The organism is Roseivivax sp. GX 12232, from assembly GCF_021272185.1.
Classification (GTDB): domain Bacteria; phylum Pseudomonadota; class Alphaproteobacteria; order Rhodobacterales; family Rhodobacteraceae; genus Roseivivax.
This window is the reverse complement of record NZ_JAJSEC010000013.1, coordinates 1-14,912: the sequence shown is the minus strand read 5'-3', so window position 1 is coordinate 14,912 and position 14,912 is coordinate 1. Positions and strand designations below refer to the sequence as shown.

Annotated in this window: 16 protein-coding genes; 7 read left to right on the top strand and 9 right to left on the bottom strand. The window is 69.9% G+C overall.

Annotated elements, in window-relative coordinates:
• Nucleotides 1-3 precede the first annotated feature (3 nt).
• The 4 genes from trpC to LR948_RS17330 are packed head-to-tail and all read right to left on the bottom strand — an operon-like array spanning nucleotide 4 to nucleotide 3,041.
• Entirely contained in the window at nucleotides 4-804 is an 801-nt protein-coding gene (trpC, locus tag LR948_RS17345; RefSeq protein ID WP_232755351.1) for an indole-3-glycerol phosphate synthase TrpC, read from the bottom strand.
• A 4-nt stretch (nucleotides 805-808) separates the two neighbouring features.
• The gene (locus LR948_RS17340) at nucleotides 809-1,453 is read right to left on the bottom strand and encodes a uracil-DNA glycosylase (RefSeq protein ID WP_232755350.1); all 645 of its coding nucleotides are present in this window, start codon (nucleotides 1,451-1,453) and stop codon (nucleotides 809-811) included.
• Nucleotides 1,450-2,463 (bottom strand): anthranilate phosphoribosyltransferase, encoded by a 1,014-nt coding sequence (gene trpD, locus LR948_RS17335; RefSeq protein WP_232755349.1) that lies wholly within the window; start codon nucleotides 2,461-2,463, stop codon nucleotides 1,450-1,452. The genes LR948_RS17340 and trpD overlap by 4 nt, the downstream gene beginning before the upstream one ends.
• Complete coding sequence (locus tag LR948_RS17330) at nucleotides 2,460-3,041, bottom strand: aminodeoxychorismate/anthranilate synthase component II (protein ID WP_232755348.1); 582 nt, start codon at nucleotides 3,039-3,041, stop codon at nucleotides 2,460-2,462. The genes trpD and LR948_RS17330 overlap by 4 nt, the downstream gene beginning before the upstream one ends.
• Nucleotides 3,042-3,235: 194 nt before the next feature.
• Between LR948_RS17330 and LR948_RS17325 the strand changes: the two genes are divergently transcribed.
• Entirely contained in the window at nucleotides 3,236-5,263 is a 2,028-nt protein-coding gene (locus tag LR948_RS17325; protein ID WP_232755347.1) for a divergent polysaccharide deacetylase family protein, read from the top strand.
• 150 nt (nucleotides 5,264-5,413) lie between these two features.
• On the opposite strand, the gene LR948_RS17320 is transcribed toward LR948_RS17325, so the two are convergent.
• The 3 genes from LR948_RS17320 to LR948_RS17310 all read right to left on the bottom strand — a co-directional run bounded on the left by LR948_RS17320 (nucleotide 5,414) and on the right by LR948_RS17310 (nucleotide 7,040).
• Nucleotides 5,414-6,073, bottom strand: a complete 660-nt coding sequence (locus LR948_RS17320; RefSeq protein WP_232755346.1) for a DUF1638 domain-containing protein — start codon at nucleotides 6,071-6,073, stop codon at nucleotides 5,414-5,416.
• Complete coding sequence (locus tag LR948_RS17315) at nucleotides 6,054-6,227, bottom strand: hypothetical protein (RefSeq protein ID WP_232755345.1); 174 nt, start codon at nucleotides 6,225-6,227, stop codon at nucleotides 6,054-6,056. Before LR948_RS17315 ends, LR948_RS17320 begins: the two co-directional genes overlap by 20 nt.
• A 108-nt stretch (nucleotides 6,228-6,335) precedes the next feature.
• Nucleotides 6,336-7,040, bottom strand: coding sequence for a B12-binding domain-containing protein (locus LR948_RS17310; protein WP_232755344.1), 705 nt, complete (start codon nucleotides 7,038-7,040; stop codon nucleotides 6,336-6,338).
• 185 nt (nucleotides 7,041-7,225) lie between these two features.
• Between LR948_RS17310 and LR948_RS17305 the strand changes: the two genes are divergently transcribed.
• The gene (locus tag LR948_RS17305) at nucleotides 7,226-8,311 is read left to right on the top strand and encodes a PA0069 family radical SAM protein (protein WP_232755394.1); all 1,086 of its coding nucleotides are present in this window, start codon (nucleotides 7,226-7,228) and stop codon (nucleotides 8,309-8,311) included.
• A gap of 5 nt (nucleotides 8,312-8,316) precedes the next feature.
• On the opposite strand, the gene bmt is transcribed toward LR948_RS17305, so the two are convergent.
• Nucleotides 8,317-9,336: a betaine--homocysteine S-methyltransferase gene (gene bmt / locus LR948_RS17300; protein ID WP_232755343.1), complete on the bottom strand. Its 1,020-nt coding sequence runs from the start codon at nucleotides 9,334-9,336 to the stop codon at nucleotides 8,317-8,319.
• Between the two features lie 111 nt (nucleotides 9,337-9,447).
• Nucleotides 9,448-9,762, bottom strand: coding sequence for a DUF1476 domain-containing protein (locus tag LR948_RS17295; RefSeq protein ID WP_232755342.1), 315 nt, complete (start codon nucleotides 9,760-9,762; stop codon nucleotides 9,448-9,450).
• A gap of 170 nt (nucleotides 9,763-9,932) precedes the next feature.
• Here LR948_RS17295 and purC point away from each other — a divergent pair, with 170 nt between their 5' ends.
• From purC to LR948_RS17270, 5 genes are read left to right on the top strand one after another with little or no spacing between them, the layout of a single operon-like run.
• Nucleotides 9,933-10,694, top strand: a complete 762-nt coding sequence (gene purC / locus LR948_RS17290) for a phosphoribosylaminoimidazolesuccinocarboxamide synthase (RefSeq protein ID WP_232755341.1) — start codon at nucleotides 9,933-9,935, stop codon at nucleotides 10,692-10,694.
• A gap of 48 nt (nucleotides 10,695-10,742) precedes the next feature.
• Nucleotides 10,743-10,973, top strand: a complete 231-nt coding sequence (gene purS / locus LR948_RS17285; RefSeq protein ID WP_232755340.1) for a phosphoribosylformylglycinamidine synthase subunit PurS — start codon at nucleotides 10,743-10,745, stop codon at nucleotides 10,971-10,973.
• Nucleotides 10,973-11,641, top strand: coding sequence for a phosphoribosylformylglycinamidine synthase subunit PurQ (purQ, locus tag LR948_RS17280; RefSeq protein WP_232755339.1), 669 nt, complete (start codon nucleotides 10,973-10,975; stop codon nucleotides 11,639-11,641). Before purS ends, purQ begins: the two co-directional genes overlap by 1 nt.
• Before the next feature lie 36 nt (nucleotides 11,642-11,677).
• The gene (locus LR948_RS17275; protein ID WP_232755338.1) at nucleotides 11,678-13,441 is read left to right on the top strand and encodes an ATP-binding protein; all 1,764 of its coding nucleotides are present in this window, start codon (nucleotides 11,678-11,680) and stop codon (nucleotides 13,439-13,441) included.
• A 7-nt stretch (nucleotides 13,442-13,448) separates the two neighbouring features.
• Nucleotides 13,449-14,786, top strand: a complete 1,338-nt coding sequence (locus LR948_RS17270) for a sigma-54 dependent transcriptional regulator (RefSeq protein WP_232755337.1) — start codon at nucleotides 13,449-13,451, stop codon at nucleotides 14,784-14,786.
• Nucleotides 14,787-14,912: the final 126 nt, after the last annotated feature.

Below are 14,912 nucleotides of genomic sequence, written 5' to 3'. Positions count from 1 at the left end.
CGCTCAGGCCACCGGATCGGCGAGGATCTTGGCCGTGGCGGCCTCGACGTTGTCCTCGCGCATCAGGCTCTCGCCGATGAGGAAGCTGCGCACGCCGGCCTCGGCGATCTCCGCCAGGTCGGAGGGCGCCGCGAGGCCCGATTCCGAGACGACCAGCGCATCGTCGGGCATCAGCGCCGCGAGCCGCTTGGTGGTCTCGAGCGAGGTCTCGAAGCTGTGCAGGTCGCGGTTGTTCACCCCGATCAGCCGCGACTTCAGCTTCAGCGCGCGCTCGAGCTCGGCCTCGTTGTGGACCTCGACCAGCACATCCATGCCCCAGTCATGGGCCACGGCTTCCAGCTCGGCAGCCTGGTCGTCCTCGAGGGTCGCCATGATCAGCAGGATGCAATCGGCATGCAGCGACCGGGCCTCGATCACCTGGTAGGGATCGTAGATGAAATCCTTGCGGATCGCCGGCAGCCGCGTGGCGTTGCGCGCCTGGCTGAGGTAGGGCTTCGCGCCCTTGAAGCTGGGCATGTCGGTCAGGATCGACAGGCAGGTCGCGCCGCCGCGCTCATAGGCCTGGGCGAGGCCCGCGGGGTCGAAATCCTCGCGGATGATGCCCTTGGAGGGAGACGCCTTCTTGACCTCGGCGATCAGCCCGTAGCCCGAGGATTGCGCGCGCTTCAGGCTGTCGGCGAAGGGGCGCAGGTCGGATGCGTTCTTCGCGGCCTCCTCGATCAGGTCGATCGGCATGGTGGCCTTGTCCGCGGCGATTTCCTGGAGCTTGTAGGCTTTGATCTTGTCAAGAATGGTCTCTGTCATGTCCTCACCAGTTGATGTCGCAATCAGCCTGTGACCTAAGCCAAGCGTTGATCCGCGAAAAGGGCCGGGAGCCGAAAAACCCCCGGCTCGCCGACAGGGGCGACGGATGCGGCGCGCTCAGGATAAGGTGGTCGGCGCCGCGAATGAAGGGGCGAAAGGCCTGCGCCTTGGCGCCCCACAAAAGGAAGGCGCGCGGCCGGTCCGAGAGCGCGTCCAGCACCTCTTCGGTGAGCCGCTGCCAGCCAAGCCGGGCATGGCCGCCGGCCTCGCCGGCCGGAACAGTCAGCGCGGTGTTCAGCAGAAGCACCCCCTGCGCGGCCCAGTCGGAGAGGTCTCCCTCGCTGCGCGTCACCTCAAGGTCGGCCTGCAACTCCTTGTATATGTTCGACAAGCTGCGGGGCAGGGGGCGCGTCTCCGGGGCGGTGGAGAAGGCGAAACCATTGGCGTGCCCGGGCGTCGGATAGGGGTCCTGGCCCAGGATCACCACCCGCACATCCGCCGGATCCGCCGCTTCGAGCGCGGCGAAGACCTGCGGCGCGGGCGGCAGGATCAAGCGCTGTTCGGCGGCCAGCCGCGCGGCGATGCGCGGCCAATGGGTCGCGAAAAAGGGCAGATGCGCCCAAGCGGCGGGCGGGTTGGGCGGCGTCACGCCTGGGACAGCCGCGCCAGCGCCTCGATCCGGGCCATGGCCGCGCCGCTGTCGAGGCTTTCGGCGCCGAGCGCCGCGCCTTCCTTCAGTTCACCCGCGCGGCCCGCGACCACCAGCGCTGCGGCAGCATTCAGCAACACCGCGTCGCGGTAGGCGCCGGGCGCGCCACCCAGGACCGCGCGGAAGGCGCGGCCGTTCTCCTCGGGCGTGCCGCCGAGGATCGCCTCGAAGGGATGCTCGGGCAGGCCCGCGTCCTCGGGGTGCAGCTCGAACTCGCGGATCGCGCCGTCTTCGAGCGCCGCGACATGGCTCACACCCGCGATCGACAGCTCGTCGGTGCCGTCGCCGCCATGCACCAGCCAGGCCCGTTCGGAGCCCAGGGCCTGCAGCGTCTCGGCCATGGGCCGGATCATCGCACGCGAGAAGGCGCCGGTAAGCTGCCGCGTCACAGAGGCCGGATTCGTGAGCGGCCCCAATATGTTGAAGATCGTTCTTGTCCCGAGCTCCTGGCGCGTCGGGCCGACATGGGCCATGGCCGGATGGTGCATCGGCGCCATCATGAAGCAGATGCCCGCCTCGCGCAGGATCGCCTCGACCCGGCCCGCCTCGATCATCACCTTGACGCCCATCTGGGTCAGCGCATCGGCCGAGCCGGACTTCGACGAGAGGTTGCGGTTGCCGTGTTTCGCCACCGTCACCCCGGCGCCCGCCACCACGAAGGCCGTCGCGGTCGAGATGTTCAGCGTGCCCTTGCCGTCGCCGCCCGTGCCGACGATATCCATGGCGCCCGTGGGGGCGGCGACCTTGTGGCACTTGGCGCGCATGACCGAGGCCGCGGCGGCATATTCCGCGACGCTTTCGCCGCGGGTGCGCAGTGCCATGAGGAAGCCGCCGATCTGGCTCGGCGTGGCTTCGCCCTCGAAGAGAAGCGTGAAGGCGCGGGTGGCCTCCTCAGGGGTCAGCGGGCGTTCGGCGGCGGCCGAGATCAGCGGTTTCAGGCTCTCGCTCATGCCGGCACCGGAAGCAGGTTGGTGAAGTTTTTCAAAAGCTTGTGCCCGTGTTCCGAGGCGATGCTTTCAGGGTGGAACTGCACCCCGTGGATCGGCAGGCTTTTGTGCGAGAGCCCCATGATCGTCCGGTCCTCGAGCGCGGCGGTCACCTCGAGGCAGTCGGGCAGGCCCTCGCGGGCGACGACGAGGCTGTGGTAGCGCGTCGCGGCGAAGGGCGAGGGCAGCCCGGCGAAGACGCCGCCGCCCTCGTGGCGGATCTGGCCCATCTTGCCGTGCACGATGTCGCTGTGGCGCTGGACCCGGCCGCCGAAGGCCTGGCCGATGGTCTGATGGCCGAGGCAGACGCCCAGGAGCGGCGTGCCGGTCTCGGCGGCGGCCTCGGTCAGCGCGAGGCAGATGCCCGCCTGGTCCGGGTCGCAGGGCCCGGGCGAGAGCAGGATGCCCGCGGGCTTCATCGCCATGGCCTCCTGCACGTCGAGCGCGTCGTTGCGGCGCACGGTCACCTCGGTGCCGAGCTCGCCCAGGTAGTGCACGAGGTTATAGGTGAAGCTGTCGTAATTATCGATGAGCAGCAGCATGTTCTGGCCTGTTTCCGACGGTTTGTGGGGCCGCGGGGGCTGGTCCGGGCGGGGCGAATTCCGGTATAGATGGTCCGAGCGGCCCGAGGAGGTCAAGGGCGCAGGGCGGCGCCGCGGCCCGCGCGCCTCGCCGGGAGAAGGCCGCGAGACTTCAGGCAGGCCCCGGGACCGGGGCGCAAGGGTAAGGACGGGCGATGGCGCGCGGATTTCTGGCAGGCACGATGACGGGCGTTGTGATCGCGGCGGGGGGCGCGGCGGTTCTGTCGCTGACCCAGAGCTATCCCGAGCCGCCGGCGGGGCTGATGCCCGAGCCGCAGGTTGCGGGCGAGGATCGCGAGGCCGGGGCCGCGCCCGAGCCGGGACAGGCCGGGGCCGAGGCGCCCGGGGCCGATGCGGCGCCCGCGCCGGGCCGTTCGTCCGGCGGGCTGGTGGCGCCCGCGCCCGATGCGCCGCTGGCCGACGGGGCGGACAGGCGTTCGGCGGCGGCCCCCGAGGTGACCGCGCCGGCGGAGGGCCTCTCCGAGGCGCCGGAGCCGGGTGCGGCGGGTCCGGTCGCGCCGGGCGCGGATGCGCCGGTGAGCGCCGCGCCGGGTAGCGCGGGCCTTGAGGCGCCGGCAAGTGAGCGCGCGCCAGAGGCGGCCGAGGCCCCGGCGGAGCCGCCGCGGCCCGAGGTCTCCGACGGCGAGGCCGGTTTTGCCGCGGCGCCCTCGGAGGGCGCGGCCCCCGACCAGCCCGTCACGGGCGACGCCCCCCGCGCCGCGCCGGGGCCCGAGAGCCTGCCCACGCAGAGCCCCGACAGCGGTCCGGCGCCCGAGACGCAGAGCGCCGAGGCACCCGCCCGTGGCGCGGCGCCCGAGGCAGGCTCCGCGCCGGACATGGAGGTCGCGCTGGCGGATCCGACCCGGGCCGACGAGGCCGCGCCCGAGGGCGACGGCATGGCGCTGGCCGCGCCGGAAGGGGCGGATGTCGTGCCGGAGGCGCCGGAAGGGGCGATGGTTGAGGCGGGCGACGGATCAGAGGCTGCTTCGGATGATGTCGAGGGGAGCTCTTCGGGTCCGACGGCTGATAGCGCCAAGGGTGGTGACGCGGGCGAGACCGCCTCTGCTGGCAGCGCCGCCGAAGACAGCGCCGCCGATAGTGGCCAACCCGCCGACCCGGCGACCAACGAAGACGCCTCCGAGACAGGGGTGAGCGCCACCCAAGAGAGCGCCACCCAAGAGAGCAGCACTCAGACCACCCGGCCCCCCGACGCCATGGCAGCGGCCCCGGAGGACGCCCCTGAGGCACCGAGCGCGGAGACCACCCCGCCCGAACGCCCCGCGCCCGCGCCGCAGGCGCAGGACGAGGTGGCGGTGCTCAGCCCGCCCGACAGCGAGGCCGGCCGCCCGCAGGTGGGCCGGCCCGCGACATCTCCGACCGAGCGCGCGGATGCCGCGCGCAGCACCCGCCTGCCGCGCATCGGCGAGACGCCCGAGGACAGTACGCCCGCGCCGGAAGAGACCCCGGCCAGCGCGGCGGAGGGCGCCAAGGGCCTCGACCCCGACGCGCCGCCTTACCAGCGCTACGCCGTCGCGCATGAGGCCGAGGCCGGCCAGCCGCGCCTTGCGGTGATCCTGATGGACCCGGGCACGGGGCCGCTCGGGCCCGCGGCGCTCGAGGCCTTTCCCTTTCCGCTCTCCTTCGCCGTCGACCCGACCGCGCCCGACGCGGCGGCGCGCATGCGGGGCTACCGCGAACGCGGCTTCGAGGTGCTGGCGCTGACCGCGCTGCCCGAGGGCGCCGCGGCCCGGGACGTCGAGGTCACGCTGGAGGCCGCGCTTGGCGCGCTGCCCGAGGTGGTGGGCGTGCTCGAGGCTCCCGAGGGTGGCCTTCAGGGCTCGCGCGATGTCTCCGAACAGGTGGCCGATTACCTCGCCGCCTCGGGCCATGCGCTGGTCATGCAGGGGCAGGGGCTGAACACCGCGACCGACCTCGCGCGGCGCGGAGGGGTGCCCGCGGGCGCGGTCTTCCGCGACTTCGACGGCGACGGGCAGGACCCGACGATGCAGCGCCGGATGCTCGACCGCGTGGCGCTGCGCGCGCGGCAGGACGGCGCGGTCATCGCGCTTGGCCGGCTGACGGCGGACACCGTCTCGGCGCTGCTCCTTTGGGGGCTGCAGGACCGCACCAACGATCTCGCGCTGGTGCCGGTCTCGGCGGTGCTCGCGGCGCAGGGGGAGTAGCGGGTCAGGCGGACAAACGGGGCAGGGCGCGAGGTCATCGAAGGCCTGGGCTCTCGGGACGCGCGGCACTTTTCTCAGCTCTTGAGTCCCCGTGCCGACCGCCTCCCAGCCCCTCTCACCCGCCGCCTCCCGGCACAGCAGGCGGCAGAGTCACCCCCGCGCCGTGCCGCTTTCCGCCCAGGAGGCCAGCGTCGCGCCGAGGTCGCCGTAGCCGGTCATCCGCCGCTCGAAGGCGAGCCCAAGGCGCGCGGCGCAGTCGCGGGCGCGCTCGGTCAGCGCCGGGTCGTCGGTCTGGGCCTGGTAGACCAGCGTCTCGTAATTGCCGAAATACATCTCGCGCAGCTCGGGGTGGCGGTCGAGGCCGAGCGGGCGCCAGACGAAGGCCTCGAACTGGCGCACGAGGAAATCGGTGAGGTAGAAGGCGGTGCATTCCTCGCGGGCGGCGAACGCCGCGTTGCCCTCGAAGAAGCTGTAGCAATGGGGGCCGGGCACCATCTCCACGCCCATCTCCGCGCAGGCCGCCGCCAGCCCGCCACCGGTGCCGCAGTCGCCGTAGACCACGTAGATGCGCGCGTAGTCCCCGCGCGCCTTCTCGACGGCCTGGCGCACGGCGGGGGTGATCTTCTCGGGCGTGTTGTGCAGGATCGCGGGCAGGCAGGTGAGATCGAGGTGATCCCAGCCATTGGCGGCGCGTAGGTCGAGGATTTCCCGCGCGAGCGCCCCGCAGGCGATCAGCAGGATGCGGCCGGAGCCGTCCTCGGCGTAGCCCTTGTCGCGAAGCGTGGCGTCGTCAGGTGTGGCTGTCGTCATAGGGGACATGTCCAAGCCCCCAGCGCGCGATGAGCGCTACCACCAGCAGGACGGGCATCACCGCCAGGACGCCGAACGCGCTCATGGCCCAGACGGTCAGCGCCGCTGCGGCCACGACCAGAAGGATTGTGAGTGCGAAGGATGTCACGGGCATGATTTCTCCTTTCCCTGCCAATAATATGGGGCACAGTCGTGGAAAGAAAAAGCCCCCTCGGCGCGAGAGGGGGCCCGATGTGACGGAAGGTCACCCGCCTTTGGCGGATTACTGCGCGGCCGCCTGGTTGTGCCGACGCGCCACCAGCTCCTTGGCGGTGTCGACCGCGACCGCGGCGTCGCGGCAGTAGGCATCGGCACCGATCGCCCGGCCGAAGTCCTCGTTCAGGGGCGCGCCGCCCACCAGCACGATGAAATCGTCGCGGATGCCCTGTTCCTTCAGCGTGTCGATCACGACCTTCATGTAGGGCATGGTGGTGGTCAGCAGCGCCGACATGCCGAGGATGTCGGGCTTCTCGCGCTCGATCGCCTCGAGATAGGCCTCCACGGCGTTGTTGATGCCCAGGTCCACCACCTCGAAGCCCGCGCCCTCCATCATCATGGAGACGAGGTTCTTGCCGATGTCGTGGATGTCGCCCTTGACCGTGCCGATCACCATCTTGCCCATCGGCGGCGCGCCGGTCTCGGCCAGCAGCGGCTTGAGGATCGCCATGCCGGCCTTCATCGCGTTGGCGGCCAGGAGAACCTCGGGCACGAAGAGGATCCCGTCGCGGAAGTCGCGGCCGACGATGGTCATGCCGGCGACCAGCGCCTCGGTCAGGATCTCGTAGGGCTGCCATCCGCGCTCGAGCAGGATGTTCACGCCTTCCTCGATCTCTTCCTTGAGCCCGTCGTAGAGGTCGTCGTGCATCTGCGGCACGAGCTCCTCGTCGGGCAGTTCGGACAGGATCAGATCGTCTTCTTCGTCAGACATTAGGCACGTCCTCTGGTTCGGGCGCCGTCACGGGCGCCGCCTTGATCGGCAGCTATGTGGCTTTTCACCGCACAGCAATCGCCGGATTGCGACATGCGCCGTCCCGCGACCGACGCGCGATGCGCGCGGCTCGGGTCCCTGCGGGGGCGCTTGTGAATGTTCTTCTTCCGTTCTATTCTGACGGCATGCGCCGTCACCAGACCGATATCGCCCCCGAGGCCCGCCGCGGGCGCGGCGCCGCCAGCCGCGACGCGGGGCGGTTCGAACGGTTCTCCCGCGCCGACGACCACGACGGCTGGGAGATCCCCGAGGAGATGCGCCTCCTGCGCACCGAGGTCTCGGTCGAGACGCCGCGCAGCGTGATCAACTACACCCGCTCGCCCGATCTGCCCTTCGACCGCACGATCAACCCCTACCGGGGCTGCGAGCACGGCTGCATCTATTGTTTCGCGCGGCCGAGCCACGCCTGCCTCGGGCTCTCGCCCGGGCTCGATTTCGAGACCCGGTTGGTGGCCCGGCCCGAGGCGCCCGAGGTCCTGGCCCGCGAGCTGCGCGCGCGGCGCTACAGCGTGGCGCCCACCGCCATCGGCACCAACACCGACCCCTACCAGCCGATCGAGCGCGACCAGGGCGTCATGCGCGGCCTGCTCGAGGTGCTGCGCGACTTCCGCCACCCGGTGGGCATCGTGACCAAGGGCACGCTGATCGAGCGCGACATCGACATCCTGTCCGACCTGGCCGCCCAGGGGCTGACCCGCGTCGGCATCTCGGTGACCACGCTCGATGCGCAGCTCTCGCGCCGGATGGAGCCGCGGGTGCCGGCGCCCGCGCGGCGGCTGGCGACGGTCCGGCGCCTCAGCGAGGCGGGCATCCCGGTGCGGCTCATGGTCTCTCCGGTGGTGCCGGCGCTGACCGATCCCGAGCTCGAGGCGATCCTCGAGGCCGGCGCCGAGGCGGGCGTGGATGCGGCCAGCTGGATCATGCTGCGGCTCCCGCGCGAGGTCTCGCCGCTCTGGCAGGACTGGCTCGAGACCCATTACCCCGACCGCGCGGCCCGCGTCATGGCGCGGCTGCGCGAGATGCACGGCGGCAAGGAGTATTCCGCCCAGTGGCACCACCGGATGCGCGGCGAAGGCCATTACGCCGAGATCATCGCCAGCCGCTTCAAGCTGGCGGCGCGGCGCCTCGGCCTCGACCGGAGCGTGCCGCCGCTGCGCTGCGACCTCTTCCGCCCGCCGCCGCGGCCGGGCGATCAGCTGACGCTTCTCTAGGGTCATCAGCCCCGACGGCGGCGGCGTCCGCCGGCGCGGCGCTGGCCGCCTTCGTTCTCGCCGGTGCCGTCGCTCTCGGAGGAGAAACCGCCGATCTTCTCGGCGATGGTCTCGAGCGAGGGACGCTCGCCCCGGGGGCGGGTCTCCAGCGCGGCGCGCATCTTCTCGAGGTGCTCGGGCATGGTGCCGCAGCAGCCGCCGATGATCGTGGCGCCGGAATCGCGGGCCAGCACGGCGTATTCGGCCATGAGGTCCGGCGTGCCGTCGTAGTGGATGTGGCCATCCTCGAAGCGCGGGATGCCGGCGTTGCCCTTGGCCACGACGGGCCGAGTCGGGCCCGCGGCGGTGAAGCCCAGGACGGTGCGCAAGAGGTCCGAGGCGCCGACGCCGCAGTTCGCCCCGAAGGCCAGCGGCGGGTTCGGCAGCCCCTCGACGAGCTTGACCATATCCTCGGAGGTGACGCCCATCATGGTGCGCCCGGCGGTGTCGAAGCTCATGGTGCCGCACCAGGGCATGTCCGCCAGCGCGAAGGCCTCGGCGGCGGCGCGGAACTCCTCGGGCGCGCTGATCGTCTCGACCCAGAGCACGTCGGCGCCGCCTTCCTTCAGGCCCTCGGCCTGTTCGTGGAACATCTCCACGGCGGCCTCATGGGTCAGCTCGCCCACGGGCTGCATGATCTCTCCGGTGGGGCCGACCGAGCCCGCGACAACGACCTTGCGGCCCGAGGCATCGGCCACCTCGCGGCCCAGCTCGGCCGAGACCCGCGACAGCTCGCGGGCGCGATGGGCGGCGTCGTGCAGCTTCAGCCGCGAAGCATTGGCGCCGAAGGAATTGGTGAGAAACAGGTCCGATCCCGCGTCGACCGAACCGCGGTAGAGCGCGCGGATCTTCTCGGGCTCGTCGATGTTCCAGAACTCCGGCGCATCGCCCGAGGAGAGCCCCATGTTGAACAGATTGGTCCCGGTGGCCCCGTCGGCGAGCAGCCAGTCGCGGCTTTGCAGCAGGTCGGTCAGGGCATTGGACATGTCGGGCGGTCTCCGTGCGAGTCGCGGGAAAGGTGTCCCCGCGCAATGCCCGAAGGCGCGCCATGACGCAAATTCATAATGTTCAAGAAGATGATGAGCCGGAGGGCCGGTTCAATGCTCGTCGATCAGCTGCGCCTTGGCCAGCGCCAGCAGCTCATGCATCTTCACGCGGATCTCGTCGTCGCTGGAGCCGGTGCCGAGATCGTCGGCCACCTTGCGCAACACGTCCTCGTGGCCGGCATGGGCGAAATCGGCCTTGATGACGTCGCGCGCATAGGCTTCCGCCTCGGGCCCCGAGAGGCCCAGGCGCTCCGCCGCCCAGAGCCCCAGAAGCTTGTTGCGCCTGGCCTCTGCACGAAACAGCATTTCCTGATCGTGGGCGAACTTATTCTCGAACGCGGCTTCGCGGTCGTCGAAGGTGGTCATTCCGGGCCTCCCGACAAATGCGTCTGTTCGGTTATGATACGGTCAATCAGGGGCTTCGGGCAAGCGTGCGCCTGCGCAGCTTGCGGGTTTTCGGGGCTTCGACTAAAGGTCGCGCAACGGGCGCGGGGGCTTCCCCCGTGCCGATTCCTGTATCTTGGGAAAGGGGCCGCATGGCACGCCGCAAGAAGATCTACGAAGGCAAGGCGAAGGTTCTCTACGAAGGCCCGCGCCCGGGCACGATCGTCCAGTATTTCAAGGACGACGCCACCGCCTACAACGCCGAGAAGAAGGATGTGATCGACGGCAAGGGCGTGTTGAACAACCGCCTGTCGGAGTTCTTCATGTCCGGGCTGAACCAGATCGGCGTGCCGACCCATTTCATCGAGCGGCTGAACATGCGCGAGCAGCTGGTGCGCTCCTGCGAGATCATCCCCCTCGAGGTGGTGGTGCGCAACGTGGTGGCGGGCTCGATGGCCAAGCGCCTCGGCATGGAGGAGGGCACGCCGCTCACCCGTCCGGTGGTGGAATACTACTACAAGGACGATGCGCTCGGCGATCCGCTGGTCACCGAGGAACATATCGCCGCCTTCGGCTGGGCCAGCCAGCAGGACATGGACGACATCCTGAGCCTCGCGCTCCGGGTCAACGACTTCCTTTCGGGCGTGATGATGGCGGTCGGCATCCGGCTCGTCGACTTCAAGATCGAGATCGGCCGCGTCTTCGAGGGCGACTTCCAGCGGCTCATCGTGGCCGACGAGATCTCGCCCGACAGCTGCCGGCTCTGGGACATCGAGACCGGGCAGAAGCTCGACAAGGACGTGTTCCGCCGCGATCTCGGCAACCTGGCCGATGCCTACACAGAGGTGGCGCGGCGCCTGGGCGTGATGCCCAAGAACAACCAGCCGGTCACCAAGCCGACGCTGATCAACTGAAAGAAGCCCGGGCCCGGGGCGGCGCGGTAACGACAAGGGGCAGATGCGATGAAGGCACGGGTTCATGTGATGCTGAAGGACGGCGTTCTCGACCCGCAGGGCGAGGCGGTCCGCCACGCGCTCGGCGCGCTGGGGTTCGAGGGCGTCGAGGGCGTCCGCCAGGGCAAGGTGATCGAGCTCGACCTGGCCCCCGGCACCACCGAGGCGCAGGTCGGCGAGATGTGCGAGAAGCTGCTCGCCAACACGGTGATCGAAAGCTACCGGGTCGAGGTGCTGTGATGCGCGCCGCCGTCCTGGTCTTCCCCGGCTCCAACTGCGACCGCGACCTGGCGCAGGCCTTCCGCGCCGCGGGCTTCGAGACCCAGATGGTCTGGCACAAGGAGACCGCGCTGCCCGAGGGCACCGACATCGTCGGCGTGCCGGGCGGCTTCTCCTACGGCGATTACCTGCGCTGCGGCGCCATCGCCGCCAATTCGCCGATCTGCCGGGCGCTGGTCGATCACGCGGGCCGGGGCGGTTATGTCTTCGGACCCTGCAACGGCTTCCAGATCCTGACCGAGACCGGCCTCCTGCCCGGGGCGCTCCTGCGCAACGCCGGGCTGAAATACATCTGCCGCACCGAGCCGCTTTTGGTGGGCGAGACCGACAGCGTCTTCACCCGGGGCTACGGCGCGGGCGAGGAGATCATGATCCCCATCGCCCATCACGACGGCAATTATTACGCCGATGCCGAGACGCTGGACCGGCTCGAGGGCGAGGGCCGCGTGGCCTTCCGCTACGGCCGCAATCCCAACGGCTCGCAGCGCGACATCGCGGGCATCCTCTCGGCCAACCGCCGGGTGCTCGGCATGATGCCGCATCCCGAGCGCGCCGCCGATCCGGGCCATGGCGGCACCGACGGTCAGCGTCTTTTCGCCCATCTCAGCGGGGCCCTGGCGGCCGCCTGACTTGTGGCGGGGCCTCTCGGGGCCTATGACATATCCATGTCGGAGACGCCGTCCGAAGACACATCCCGCCCCGGGCCCGGGCCATTGTCGTGGCGCGTGCGCGCTGCGCTGGTCGCCCTGTTCGCCGCCGCGGTGGCGACCGTCTGGGTGACGAACGCGCTTCTGACCGATCGTTTCACCGAGACCACGCGCAACCGCGCCGAGCTGCGCCTGGCGCTCTACAGCGGCAACCTCCTGTCCGAGCTGCGCCGCAACGCCATCGTGCCGCAGCTTCTGGCGCGCGACCCCGCACTGATCAACGCGCTCAACACCGACGACTACAGCCAGTCGACCCAGCGGCTGATCTCCTTCGTCGAGGAGATCGGCGCGGCCTCGCTCATGCTGCTCGACGAGGAAGGCCGGACCGTGGCCGCGACCGACCGCGCCCGGCTCGGCGCGGCGCATCGCAACGCGCCCTATTTCGTGGAGGCCATGCGCTCGTCCTCGACGGTCTTCACCTCGATCCCCAACGAGGTGGGCAATTACACCTTCACCTATTCCCGCCGGGTCGAGAGCCAGGGCAACGCCCTTGGCGTCATCGTGGTCGAGGCGGATCTGGCGAAGTTCGAACGCGCCTGGGCAGGCATCTCGGACGCGGTGCTGGTCACCGACAGCGAAGGCCGGATCATCCTGGCGACCGAGCCGCGCTGGCGCGGGCTGACGGTCGAGGCGGCGCTGGCGCGCCAGCCTCCCGACAGCGCCATCGAGCGCGCGATCCAGGCCACCACCGACTGGACCGCGCTGCCCGCCGACGCCTATGTCGGCGGCCAGGCGGTGATGCGGATCGACGGGCGCATCCCCTTCCGGGGCTGGTCGATCACCTCCTTCACCACCTACCAGAGCGTGCGCGAGCGGGTGAACGCCGTGCTCGCCCTCGAGATCATGGGCTTCGCGCTCCTCGCGGCGCTGGCCTTCTACGCGCTCAGCCGAAAGACCGCGCTGCGCATGGCGCTCTTCCAGCGCGAAAGCCGCGAGCTGCGCCAGCTCAACCTGCGCCTCCAGCGCGAGATCGCCGAGCGCGAGCGCGTGCAGGAAAACCTCGCGGTTGCCGAACAGACCCTGGCGCAAAGCTCCAAGCTTGCCGCCCTCGGCGAGATGTCGGCGGCGGTCAGCCACGAGCTGAACCAGCCGCTCGCCGCGATGAAGACCTATCTCGCCGGCGCCCGGCTTCTGCTGCGCCGCAACCGCCCCGACGAGGCACTCAGCGCCTTCCACCGCATCGACGACCTGATCGAACGCATGGGCGCCATCACCCGGCAGCTCAAATCCTATGCCCGCAAGGGCCAGGAGGAGTTCTCGCCGGTGGAGATGGGCGAGGCGGTGACCTCGGCGCTGGCGATGATGGAGCCGCAGCTCCGCGCCCGCCAGGTGCGCATCAGCCGGGTGCTGCCCGACGAGAAGGTGCATGTCATGGGCGACCGGATGCGCATCGAACAGGTGCTGATCAACCTCTTGCGCAACGCGCTCGACGCGACCAAATCGGTGCGCAACCCCGAGATTGAGATCCTGCTCGCCCATGGCGAGACGGCGACCCTGAGCGTGCGCGACAACGGCCATGGCATCGAGGATCTCGATGCGCTGTTCGAACCATTCTACACCACCAAGCAGCCCGGAGACGGCACCGGACTGGGGCTGGCGATTTCCTCGGGGATCGTCAGCGACCTCGGCGGACGGCTCACCGCGCGGAACGCCGAGGGCGGTGGGGCCGTTTTCGAGATGCAACTGCCGATCATGACCGAAGACACTCAAGCCGCGGAATAAGAGAACAATGGCAAAGGCTATGAAAATCGCGATCGTCGACGACGAGAAGGATATGCGCCAATCGATCAGTCAGTGGCTGGCGCTCTCGGGCTATGACACCGAAAGCTTCGGCAGCGCCGAGGAGGCGCTGAAGACCGTCGGAGCGGATTATCCGGGCATCGTCATCACCGACATCAAGATGCCGGGCATGGACGGCATTCAGCTTCTGAAAAAGCTCATGGGGCTCGACAGCTCGCTGCCGGTGATCATGATCACCGGCCATGGCGACGTGCCCATGGCGGTGGAAGCCATGCGCATCGGCGCCTTCGACTTCCTGGAGAAGCCCTTCAACCCCGAACGCATGTCGGATCTGGCCAAGAAGGCCACCAACGCCCGGCGGCTGACGCTCGACAACCGGCAGCTCCGGCGCGAGCTCTCGGACGGCGGGCAGATCATGCAGAAGCTCATCGGCCAGGCCCCGGCCATGGAGCGGCTGCGCGAGGACATCCTCGATCTCGGCCAGGCCGACGGCCACGTGCTGATCGAGGGCGAGACCGGCACCGGCAAGACGCTGGTGGCCCATGCCCTGCACGCCGTCGGCAGCCGGGCGGGCAAGCGTTTCGTGCTCCTGCCCTGCGCGGCCATGGACGAGGCGGCGCTGACCAAGCGGCTTTTCGGGCCGATGGACCCCGACGACAGCCGCCTGCCGGCCATCGAGGAGGCCCGCGGCGGCACGCTGGTCCTCGAGGACATCGAAAGCCTCTCGGACGGCGCCCAGGCGCGGCTCCTGTCGGTGATCAACGACCAGGGCAACCCGCCCGAGACCCGGATCGTGGCGATCTGCAACCTCCAGGACGAGGGCAAGACCTGCGAGACGGCGCTGCGCTCGGACCTCTTCTACCGGCTCGCGGCGCTGCGCATCACCGTGCCGCCCCTGCGCCAGCGCGGCGAGGACATCCTGACGCTCTTCACCCGGCTCTCGGAAAGCTACGCCGAGGAATACGGCTGCGAGGCGCCCCAGGTCTCGGCCCAGGAGGCCGCGCAGCTTCTGCAGGCGCCCTGGCCGGGCAACGTGCGCCAGCTCATCAACCTCGCCGAACGCGCGGTGCTGCAATCGCGCCGCGGGACGGGGACGATCTCCTCGCTCCTGATGAACGACCACGAGGACATGCAGCCGGTGATGACCACCGAGGGCAAGCCGCTGAAGGAATACGTGGAAGCCTTCGAGCGCATGCTGATCGACAACACCATGCGCCGCCACAAGGGCTCGATCTCGAGCGTGATGGACGAGCTCTGCCTGCCGCGCCGGACGCTGAACGAGAAGATGGCGAAATACGGCCTGCAGCGGTCGGATTACCTCGACTGACTGCGCTTGATTGAGAGGCCGGGGGGCTGTCTGCCCCCCGGACCCCCCGAGAGTATTTAAGGCCCGGTCAGGCCTGCGCGGTGGCGCGTTGGGGGTGGCCGGGTTTCTTGTTGTGAGGGGGGGCGG